Below are 9,306 nucleotides of genomic sequence, written 5' to 3' on the forward strand. Positions count from 1 at the left end.
AATTTAAAGCCATCCTTTTTGCTGCGCTATTCGAGCAGCATCAATGCGGTTGGTTGCGTTTAGCTTTGAGATAGCCTCTGAAAGATAATTTCTTACCGTACCTTCAGATAAAAACAACGCGCTAGCAATATCATGAGTTTTCATCCCCTCTGATGCGAGCTTAAGCGCTGACATTTCTTTTTCGGACAGTGGATTGTTATCGTCTAACGCCATTAGCGCAAGTTCAGTAGATATAACGACTTTTCCTGCAATTACGTCCTTAATCGATGCAATTAAGTAATCGCTATCGGCTTCTTTTAAGACAAAACCTTTTACGCCAACACTCATGGCTCGCTTTATATAACCAGGCTTGGCAAACGTCGTCATTAACACCACATGACTAGCAATATGATGACTTGCCACATGTACTGCTAAATCTAGCCCACTCATTTGAGGCATTTCAATGTCACTTAAAATGATATCTGGCGCGGGGTTATTTTCTAAAAAGTGAATAGCCTCTTGTCCATGACTGCATTTTCCTATCACATCGAGCTCGTCTTCTAAAGACAACAGCATGGCAATAGCGTCGCGCACGAGTGATTGATCTTCAACAACGAGAATGGTGGTCATCTGCTTCCTTTATCATTAAGTAAACAAGGGCGTCTTGGGCGTGTTAGATGTAAGCGTAAATGTAAAACCAGGGTGAGAGGAAAATGTCATAGTGGCTTGGGCGTTTATCGACGCGGCCCTCTCCCTCATTCCTTTTAAGCCATTGCCTTCTTTTATTTTATTGACGTTATCTAGATGACCAAAGTCGTGATATTCCAGTGTATATGAAGGGTGGGGCGTATCAACTTGCAATAGTTTCAAACTCAAGGTTACGTAGGTAGCATTTGAGTAGCGAAGTGTATTGGTAAAGAGCTCTTTAACCATAAGCGCGAGCTGGGTTTCTTCCATCGCGCTAATATGTTGATTGATATCATCATCAATATACAAGTTAACACTGACGTCTTTTTCCAGGAGCAAGGCTTTGTTTTTGGTAATTTCATCAGTTAATGAAAGTTGTTTTATGTCGGATACTGCATGGCGTATTTCACTAAGAAGTGACTGCGATAACGCTGCTAGAGCCCTCACTTCTTGCTGCGCTAATTCAACGTTGTTTTTGCTCAACAGCTTATCGGCAAGTTGTGCTTTTAAAGAAATAGAGCTTAGCGCATGGCCTGCAACGTCATGTAAATCTCGCCCAATGCGTTCACGCTCTGCAATGGCTGACAGTGTGCGTAACGAGGCGGCATGCTGTGCCTCTTTTGATTGATGAAGCGTTTCTTTGCGCTCCATAATGCCAAAGCCAAGAAGTACGACACTGTTTATCGCTGCCGCAAGCAAAAAGTAATCGTTTGTTTTGATGAGATAAATTTGAAGTGCGGCGAGCGAAACAAGCATCAATGACATGATGAGCAATGACCGTTTCAGCGCATAGTAATAACCGCAAATAAACGCGACAAAGCCAAAAAATACGGCACCACCTGGATTACTGTAGGTGGTGATATACCCGAGTGCCAATATAAGGACTATGTAAAACGGAAGCTGATGCTGTGGTTTATTAATTGCGACAAGGTAAGTAATTACAAACAGCGTATAGGCTAAAACGTTAAACGATATTACAGCGTTGCCCAGAGGCAGTGAAAGTATAAGCGGCACAAAAAAGAACAAGGAAAAAAATAGGCTGCTATACGACCATCGCTTCTTGCGCCCACTAGCAAGCAAAGGCATAACGGGCGCGTGGGCGTGACGTTCTTTAAAATGCGCTATTTGGGTATTAGCATCGTGTTGAGACACAAGTATTTCTTCCTTATTGAAATACGACGGCAGACTTACTCGTAATAAGCACTGTACCAGACACAATCAGTATAATACCTATCACGGCAAACATGTCGAAGGTTTGTTTATAGAAAACCACTGATGCCGCTGTAATAAGTGCAATACCCAAACCAGACCAAATGGCATAAGCAACCCCAATACCCATGTGCTTTAATACAACCGCAAATAAACCTCCTGATACCGCATAAAATGCAATAGCGGCGTACCCAAATGCCCATTTCTCCCATCCATCGGACGCTTTGAGAAGCATGGTTGCAGTCACTTCGGTAACAATGGCAAGGGCTAACAATAGATAAATCATAAATAACTTCCTTTTCGTGTAGTGTTAAAGAGACTGGTAACGACGTTCTAATGCATAAAGAGACACAATGTAGACAGCAACAATCACCGCTGATATTGCCTCTACCCGTGCATCGGGGAATAAGTACCATGCTGCTACAATACCTGCGGTGCGGGCGCTAGTATGAAAGTAGCCCACCCAATGCTCGATAGACCAAGACAGGGGCATCCACATCAATCCTGCTAATATGCCTAAGGTTAACGGCACGGTCGTATGGTCGATGGCAGCGACAGGCATAGCTATCCCAAATACCATTAAGCTCATAATCATGCCCACGAAAAAAAGCGTGTCGAAACTCGTTCTAGGCGTATCTTTTGAGAAAAAGCGTTCGCCAGTGAGATAAGACAATCCTGCGCCGAGATAAAAAATAGCGCCGGTGCCGATGTACAACATCCAAGTTATCGCAACCTCAGAAACAAAAGGCGCCGCAATACCTAGCAAAGCCCATACGATGGTGCCGGCCAAAGGCATGGCAATAAATCTATTTTGCTTAAATAGCGTGCGTTGCTCATCAAGTGATAAATCACGAGCTGATAGAAGTTGATTTTGGGCTTGCTCGAGTGAGGCATCTTTCATTTGGCTGCTCGAGGGGTTGCTCAAGTAGTTGCGTTTACTTTGGTGTAACGGACGCTCAATAACATTGTTCATGTTCATGTTCATTTCCTTCAATACTGTGTTGAGAGTGCTGAGAAGGTTGAAGTATGACGATGCGACTGCACTTAAGTAAGTCACAAACATCACCAATGCAGCATGACAATTGTCATCGATACGGTGAACAATGGACACGCGCTAGCAAGGCGCTTTGTAAACCAAATAGGCCTAGTTTCAGTATTCTACTGTCTTAGTAATACACTTTTTAGTATCGTGTTGCTTTGCCTGAGCGTGTTGGATGCACCAAAGAAAAATCACCAGGGCCTTTGTGAAGGTAATGAAAACTAGAAAGGAAAGTTTCATCTAATGAGCCTATTTTGGATCCCGATTTTATTACTCATCGGCACCCTTGTACCCAAAACTACCGAAAAGCTCGGTAGAAATGTATGCACAGCGATGACTATGCTCGCCCCTGCGGCATCATTGGCTATCATCGCGAGTTTTGCCCCCGCTATATTTGCTGGCGACGTTATTACCGACTATATCGAGTGGATCCCCGCCATAGGTCTTACACTGTCGATGAGACTCAACGGCCTAGCGCTGCTTTTTGCTTTTCTTATCCTAGGTATTGGCCTTCTTGTTATCTTTTATGCGCGCTACTACCTCTCTGCAAAAGAGCCGATGGGACGGTTTTATGGTTTTTTAATTTTATTTATGACCGCAATGCTCTCTATTGTGCTGGCAAATAATTTGCTGCAGCTTTGGATAGCATGGGAAGTAACCAGTATAAGCTCGTTTTTATTAATAGGGTTTTGGTCTTATAAGTCGGCGTCTCGAAAAGGGGCGCGTATGGCCCTTACCGTTACTGGTGCTGGTGGGTTGGCTCTGCTTGCAGGGTTTCTGTTAATAGGCGATATTGTCGGAACTTACGATATCGGTGTAATCGTAGATAGCGCCAACACCATCAGAGATCATAACCTCTACCCAGTGGTAATGGTATTAGTGCTGATTGGTGCATTTACCAAATCGGCCCAATTTCCTTTTCATTTTTGGCTACCCCATGCCATGGCAGCACCTACGCCAGTAAGTGCCTACTTGCACTCTGCTACTATGGTAAAAGCAGGGATATTTCTTTTAGCGCTACTTTACCCCGTATTAGCAGGCACCGAACTATGGTTTTTATTAGTCAGTTTGGCGGGGCTAATGACGTTTTTACTCGGCGCCTATGTGGCTATGTTCAAACACGATTTAAAAGGCGTGCTCGCGTATTCCACTATTAGCCATCTAGGACTTATTACGCTATTGCTAGGGCTGAATACCGAGCTAGCTGCGGTGGCAGCGCTTTTTCATATTATGAATCACGCTGTGTTTAAAGCCTCGCTATTTATGGCTGCGGGTATCATCGACCATGAAACCGGTACACGAGATATGCGTGAGCTCAGCGGGCTGTGGCGTTTTATGCCCTATACCGCCACGCTAACAATGGTGTCTGCTTTATCAATGGCAGGTATTCCCTTGTTCAACGGCTTTCTGTCAAAAGAAATGTTTTTTGCAGAAACACTAGAACAAGCTGTGTTTGGCTCGCTATCGTGGATGGTGCCACTTCTTGCCACCGTAGGCGGGGTATTATCGGTTGCTTATTCATTACGCTTCATCAAGGACGTATTCTTTAAAGGTGAGCCAGAGGCACTGCCTAAAACACCGAAAGAGCCTCCTGTATTCATGATGCTGCCTATAGCGCTTTTGGCTGTACTGTGTATTTTAGTCGGCGTCTTCCCTGGCTATATGGCAGGCGATTTACTCGCTATTTCAGCTTCTACGCTATTCCCTGCATCATCTTTACCCTACTACAGCTTATCTATATGGCACGGGCTCAATATTCCCTTGTTGATGAGTGTCATCGCTATTGTGGGTGGGGCAGTACTGTATATTAACCGCCATCCTCTTTACCGTTTTCAGTTTCAGTTTAACGACCCAGATGCAAAGCAAATCTTCGAACAGGCCATGCAAAAGCTCGTAAAGTACGCCCAGCGAATGCATAACAGTTTAGACAATGAGTCACTGCAGCGGTATATAGGGTTACTCTTTCTTTTAGTTATTGTGATGACCGCACCACCGTTAATTATGCTTGAAAGTGCTGCGGGAAGTTCACCGCTTCAATCTGTCAACGGTATTGAAATTACATTAGCGGCAATACTGTGTATTGGCGCCATTGCCACCGCTATTTTGCATAAACAGCGCATGACCGCACTCATTGCCATTTCGGTAGTGGGGCTTGTGGTCTCTATTACTTTTGCGCGTTTTTCAGCGCCGGATCTCGCGTTAACTCAGTTAGCGGTAGAAATTGTCACGGTAATTTTGCTGATGTTAGCACTGTTCTTTTTACCCCAAAAAACCTCTGCCGACTCAGCGCCAAAGAGAGTAGTTCGCGACATAAGCATTGCCGCCGTTATCGGCGGCATAGTGGCTACCATTAACTATGCAATAATCACCCGTCCCTTCGAGACTATTTCTGATTTCTTTGTAGAAAACAGTAAAACAGGCGGCGGTGGGACTAACGTTGTCAATGTGATTTTGGTAGATTTTCGTGGCTTCGATACCATGGGCGAAATCACTGTGTTAGGCATTGCCGCGCTGGGTATCTTCAAATTATTGACGAGAATTCCACTTGCCATGCCCTCGGCCGATAATAAGGGCATTCCATGGACGAAGGATATTCACCCGCCTATTTTAGTGATGATTTCTCAGTCGTTGCTTCCTCTTGCGCTGTTGGTGTCTGCCTATATTTTTGTTAGAGGTCATAATATGCCCGGCGGTGGGTTTATTGCAGGCTTAGTTACCTCCGTAGCGTTAATTCAGCAATACATTGCCCACGGCGTTAAGTGGGTAACACCACGTATACCTGTTAATTATCAAAGTGTGATTGCATGGGGGGGATTACTGGCGGTAATCACCGGTGTGGGCAGCTGGGCGTTCAAAAAGCCATTTTTAACATCGTGGTTCGATTACTTCGATATTCCGTTCATCGGAAAGACAGAGTTGGCCAGCGCGCTTGTATTCGATTTAGGCGTTTATCTCACAGTAGTAGGGGCAACGTTATTAATTCTAGCGAACTTAGGTAAGTTAACCACCGAGCATCGCCCTACGATGGAGGAAAACTAATGGAATTATTGTATTCACTCTGTGTGGGCGTAATGACTTTCAGCGGTGTATTCCTGTGCTTACGTGGCCGCACGTTCCCAGTGGTTATGGGGTTGATGATGCTTGGTTATGCCGTTAATTTATTCCTGTTTTCAACCGGACGGCTTAGCTTAGATGGCGCCGCTATTTTAGGTAAATCAGAGGCCTACGCAGACCCACTTCCTCAAGCGTTAGTGTTAACGGCGATCGTGATTGGTTTCGCCATGACTGCCTTTGCCGTCATTTTGTCGATGCGGGCTAGAGCCGACCTTGGGAATGATTTTGTGGACGGTAAAGAGCCACCTGGCAGGCCAAAGCAGTCAGTGTCTCGCTGGAGCACTAAGCAATGATGGACCATTTACCCATACTGCCAATTTTAGTGTCACTGATAGGTGGGCTACTGCTTTTACTGCCGCCTTTTACTGGCGTTGAGCGCTATGTAAATAGAAGAATTGCTGCGGCATTTTTATGCTTACTGCAAATAGCCTTTGCAATAGCGCTCATGACAAAAGTTATTGATGCTGGGCCTATTATGTATGCTGTGGGTAACTGGCAGGCGCCTTTTGGCATTATATTGTATGCAGACTCTCTTGCTGCACTTCTGGTTCTTCTCACTGGCTTTTTGGGGCTAGCGTCAACGCTTTATTCATTTGCTGGCACCGACCGCGAGGGGCGTTATTTTCACCCCATAATGCAGTTTCAGTTAATGGGTATAACGGGAGCGTTTTTAACTCACGACCTGTTTAACCTATTCGTATTTTTTGAAGTGTTATTGATTGCCTCTTATGTACTGCTTGTTCACGGTGGAGGAAAACAAAGAACCCAAGCCAACGTGCATTATGTGATATTAAACCTTGTGGGCTCCGCCATATTCTTGATTGCCTTAGGAACTTTATATGGTGCTACCGGAACGCTCAATATTGCAGATATGTCGCTTAAAATAAGCACTTTATCAGGGGGAGTGCAAGTGCTGGCCAAAGTAGGCGGCATGATGCTATTGGTGGTGTTTGGGCTAAAAGCCGCCATGCTGCCACTACACTATTGGCTGCCCAATACCTACAGCGCTGCCTGCGCGCCCGTGGCTGCGCTATTTGCTATTATGACAAAGGTAGGTATTTACAGCATATTTCGGGTGTTCACTGTCATCTTTGGTGATGGAGCGGGGGCGCTTAGCAATATGATTTTGCCTTGGATATGGCCGCTGGCTATTTTAACGGTAATCGTTGGAACCATTGGCGTGTTAGCTAGCCCTAACTTACGCAATATTGCGTCTAACACAGTGATTATATCAGTAGGCACTTTGCTAATGGCTTTTGCATTAAGAAGCCCAGAGGCTAGCGCAGCTGCGTTTTACTATGCTTTGCACAGCACATTAATTTCCGCAGTGCTCTTTATGCTTGCCGATATGATAGGGCAGCAGAGAGGGAAAGCTTTCGACCGCTTTGCCATCGCCAAAAAGGTGACTCAGCCAACACTGCTAGGCGCACTCTTTTTTGTAGCTGCCATGGTGGTGGTTGGCCTGCCGCCTTTTTCAGGCTTCATCGGCAAGGTGGTTGTTTTACAATCTGCCGCGACCGGACTTGATAGGGTTTTAGTGTGGTCTGCTGTGCTTATCTCTACGCTACTTACTATTATTGCCCTTGCACGTGCCGGTACAACCCTTTTTTGGCGGCATGGGGGAGAGAGCAGCAACTCAGAAGATGAGTCTGCATCTGTATGGCAAGTTGTGGGTGTTGCATTGCTGTTGGTGGCATCGCCAATAATGGCAATTTTTGCTGGGCCTATTACCGAATACACTTCGGCAGCCGCTGCTCAGCTTCATGACTTACGACTTCCTGTGAGTGTTTTGCAGTTACAGGGAGGTCAGCAATGAATTTGTTGTCACGCCTGCTTCCCACGCCTGGTCGAAGCGTTATATTACTTGTTATATGGTTAATGTTGAATGTGACCGTGAGCCCAGGCCACATTATTTTGGGGGCTGTGTTTGCCATTGCGATCCCTTTATTGTGCGCACCGTTACAAATTTCACAGCCGAGAATTAAAAAGCCGCTTAAAGCACTTAAATACTTCTTTATGGTGCTAGGCGATGTGGTAATAGCAAACGTGCAGGTGGCGATTTTAGTGCTTGGGCCCATGAGCAGAATAAAACCTGGCTTTGTTGCCGTGCCGCTAGACCTAACAGAGATAAAACCTATTACTATGCTTGCAAGTACAGTAACGATGACGCCAGGCACTGTAACCGCCGAGCTCTCAAAAGATAAGCGCTATTTGTATGTGCATGTGCTGCAAATGCCGGATGACGAGCAGGAAGTGATACGGCTCATCAAAGACCGATACGAGTCGGCGATTAAGGAGATGTTTCAATGTTAGCATTTACTCTGCTATGTGTAGGAATCATGATTTCTATAGGGTTAGTCCTTAATCTATGGCGCTTATTAGTCGGGCCAGATGTAGTAGACCGCATATTGGCACTCGATACTATGTTCATTAATAGCATTGCGTTAATCATGGTGTACGGCATACACAAAGGCACGTCGCTATATTTTGAGGCGGCACTGCTTATTGCCATGCTAGGTTTTGTGAGTAGTGTTGCATTCGGAAAATATATTCTTCGCGGCGATATTATTGAATAAAAAATGAGTAAAAACTGAATAAAAGACTGATAGCTAAGCGTAAGTAATCGAATGAGTAATAAAATGAATAGACTGCGGATAAGGATAGGTAATGAATTTTTGGCTTGAGTTAACCGTGTCAGCTCTACTTATGATTGGCGGTATATTTGTGCTCGTGGGCTCAATAGGCTTGTTTCGTCTAAAAGATGCTTACACACGCCTCCATGCCCCTACTAAAGCGACTACAGTGGGCTTAGGTGGCATTTTACTGAGCTCGGTTATTTATATGTCGCACCTTCAAGGCTACATCAATGTTCACGCATTACTGATCACACTATTTTTGGTGATTACTGCGCCGGTAACTGCACACATACTGGCCAAAGTTGCCATGCATCACAAAGTAAAAACTATGCAGTCGACACAAAACGAAGGGTTAGTTGATACGGCAAGAGAGCAAAAATCTGTAAATGATGAGGCTAGTTCTAGAAACAAAGGTAAGTGAAATATATTTCTGAAGATAGCCACACGCTAGAAAAAGCACGCCCGGTTTCGTTTTGAGTTAGATAGATAGTGTTAGTTAGATTTTAGGAGCGCTTAAGGCGCTTTATTCTGTTACTGAGGCATCAGAGATTGCTTAGTAAAGGAATGAAGGTCTGCTTGAGACTTGCAGCGTGGCAACAACCGCGCCAGCGATAGCATGCACAATACACTTAATTGCCCATG

10 protein-coding genes are annotated in these 9,306 nt (G+C 45.0%); 6 read left to right on the top strand and 4 right to left on the bottom strand.

Translation table 11 applies throughout. From position 1 onward, the window contains the following. Positions 1-3: 3 nt before the first annotated feature. From V7R39_RS16230 to V7R39_RS16245, 4 genes are read right to left on the bottom strand one after another with little or no spacing between them, the layout of a single operon-like run. Positions 4-609, bottom strand: a complete 606-nt coding sequence (locus V7R39_RS16230; RefSeq protein WP_334031973.1) for a response regulator transcription factor — start codon at positions 607-609, stop codon at positions 4-6. Between the two features lie 15 nt (positions 610-624). Beyond that, complete coding sequence (locus V7R39_RS16235; protein ID WP_334031974.1) at positions 625-1,818, bottom strand: sensor histidine kinase; 1,194 nt, start codon at positions 1,816-1,818, stop codon at positions 625-627. Between the two features lie 13 nt (positions 1,819-1,831). Beyond that, entirely contained in the window at positions 1,832-2,161 is a 330-nt protein-coding gene (locus V7R39_RS16240) for a DMT family transporter (RefSeq protein WP_334031975.1), read from the bottom strand. Between the two features lie 24 nt (positions 2,162-2,185). Next, positions 2,186-2,776, bottom strand: a complete 591-nt coding sequence (locus V7R39_RS16245; RefSeq protein WP_334031983.1) for a DUF7010 family protein — start codon at positions 2,774-2,776, stop codon at positions 2,186-2,188. Positions 2,777-3,157: 381 nt separating this feature from the next. Here V7R39_RS16245 and V7R39_RS16250 point away from each other — a divergent pair, with 381 nt between their 5' ends. From V7R39_RS16250 to V7R39_RS16275, 6 genes are all read left to right on the top strand, one after another. After that, the gene (locus V7R39_RS16250) at positions 3,158-5,953 is read left to right on the top strand and encodes a monovalent cation/H+ antiporter subunit A (RefSeq protein ID WP_334031976.1); all 2,796 of its coding nucleotides are present in this window, start codon (positions 3,158-3,160) and stop codon (positions 5,951-5,953) included. After that, positions 5,953-6,321, top strand: a complete 369-nt coding sequence (locus V7R39_RS16255) for a Na+/H+ antiporter subunit C (protein ID WP_334031977.1) — start codon at positions 5,953-5,955, stop codon at positions 6,319-6,321. The genes V7R39_RS16250 and V7R39_RS16255 overlap by 1 nt, the downstream gene beginning before the upstream one ends. Beyond that, positions 6,318-7,844: a monovalent cation/H+ antiporter subunit D gene (locus V7R39_RS16260; RefSeq protein ID WP_334031978.1), complete on the top strand. Its 1,527-nt coding sequence runs from the start codon at positions 6,318-6,320 to the stop codon at positions 7,842-7,844. Before V7R39_RS16255 ends, V7R39_RS16260 begins: the two co-directional genes overlap by 4 nt. Continuing rightward, positions 7,841-8,341 carry a Na+/H+ antiporter subunit E gene (locus V7R39_RS16265; RefSeq protein ID WP_334031979.1) on the top strand — a complete coding sequence of 167 codons (501 nt, stop codon included), beginning with the start codon at positions 7,841-7,843 and terminating at the stop codon, positions 8,339-8,341. Before V7R39_RS16260 ends, V7R39_RS16265 begins: the two co-directional genes overlap by 4 nt. Then, entirely contained in the window at positions 8,335-8,604 is a 270-nt protein-coding gene (locus V7R39_RS16270; RefSeq protein ID WP_100972823.1) for a K+/H+ antiporter subunit F, read from the top strand. The genes V7R39_RS16265 and V7R39_RS16270 overlap by 7 nt, the downstream gene beginning before the upstream one ends. A gap of 91 nt (positions 8,605-8,695) precedes the next feature. Further along, positions 8,696-9,085 carry a Na+/H+ antiporter subunit G gene (locus V7R39_RS16275; RefSeq protein ID WP_334031981.1) on the top strand — a complete coding sequence of 130 codons (390 nt, stop codon included), beginning with the start codon at positions 8,696-8,698 and terminating at the stop codon, positions 9,083-9,085. Positions 9,086-9,306: the final 221 nt, after the last annotated feature.

Source organism: Alteromonas sp. P256, from assembly GCF_036864455.1.
Classification (GTDB): domain Bacteria; phylum Pseudomonadota; class Gammaproteobacteria; order Enterobacterales; family Alteromonadaceae; genus Alteromonas.

Bases quoted from the DNA above. Each gene is read 5' to 3' on its own strand.
- V7R39_RS16255 (WP_334031977.1), top strand. From the start codon at position 5,953: ATGGAATTATTGTATTCACTCTGTGTGGGCGTAATGACTTTCAGCGGT.
- V7R39_RS16275 (WP_334031981.1), top strand. From the start codon at position 8,696: ATGAATTTTTGGCTTGAGTTAACCGTGTCAGCTCTACTTATGATTGGC.
- V7R39_RS16240 (WP_334031975.1), bottom strand. From the start codon at position 2,161: ATGATTTATCTATTGTTAGCCCTTGCCATTGTTACCGAAGTGACTGCA.
- V7R39_RS16230 (WP_334031973.1), bottom strand. From the start codon at position 609: ATGACCACCATTCTCGTTGTTGAAGATCAATCACTCGTGCGCGACGCT.
- V7R39_RS16265 (WP_334031979.1), top strand. From the start codon at position 7,841: ATGAATTTGTTGTCACGCCTGCTTCCCACGCCTGGTCGAAGCGTTATA.
- V7R39_RS16250 (WP_334031976.1), top strand. From the start codon at position 3,158: ATGAGCCTATTTTGGATCCCGATTTTATTACTCATCGGCACCCTTGTA.
- V7R39_RS16270 (WP_100972823.1), top strand. From the start codon at position 8,335: ATGTTAGCATTTACTCTGCTATGTGTAGGAATCATGATTTCTATAGGG.
- V7R39_RS16245 (WP_334031983.1), bottom strand. From the start codon at position 2,776: ATGAAAGATGCCTCACTCGAGCAAGCCCAAAATCAACTTCTATCAGCT.
- V7R39_RS16260 (WP_334031978.1), top strand. From the start codon at position 6,318: ATGATGGACCATTTACCCATACTGCCAATTTTAGTGTCACTGATAGGT.